Here is a 462-nt window from a genome sequence, read left to right as displayed (position 1 = left end):
AACTGATCCGCCGCAGGGGCGGGACGGTCATCCATATCATCCGGCCCAATGCCCTCACGGTGAACCCACACATCAGCGAGGCCGGTATCGCGGTTAATCCCGCCGATTTGACGCTGCCCAACTATGGCACGGTCGAGGCCTTCCTACGCTCGCTGGACGAGGTGTTCCTGACGATTCGCCGCCTGCAGCAACAGTCCGAACATATCTCTGCCTGAGGCCCGCCGTCATGAACCGCACCCTGGATCAAACAGCCGCTTTGCTCGGGCTCAAGCCCCGCGCCTTCCGCACCAGGTTGCGGGAACTCGGCGTGCTGAACTCGTCCGGCGACCTGGCCAGCGCACACCGCGAGCGCGGATACCTGTTCTCCGACCCGCGCAGCCGCTGGAATCCAACACTCCGCAACTACGCCCACTACTCCGTGGTGCTGGTCAAGGAAGCGGGTGTTGAGTGGATCGCCAAGAA

2 protein-coding genes are annotated in these 462 nt (G+C 63.4%); both read left to right on the top strand.

Going from position 1 to position 462, the window contains the following annotated elements; translation table 11 throughout:
• A partial coding sequence (locus AC3XQU_RS22920) for a deoxynucleotide monophosphate kinase family protein (RefSeq protein ID WP_489876461.1) occupies positions 1–215 on the top strand: 215 nt, incomplete at its 5' end.
• Between the two features lie 11 nt (positions 216–226).
• Positions 227–462 (top strand): hypothetical protein (locus tag AC3XQU_RS22915; protein WP_489876460.1); only part of this gene is annotated, 236 nt, incomplete at its 3' end.

This window comes from Telluria sp. AZSoR62, from assembly GCF_058111565.1.
Note: the sequence above shows the minus strand (reverse complement) of the source record. Positions and strands in the feature narration are given on the sequence as shown.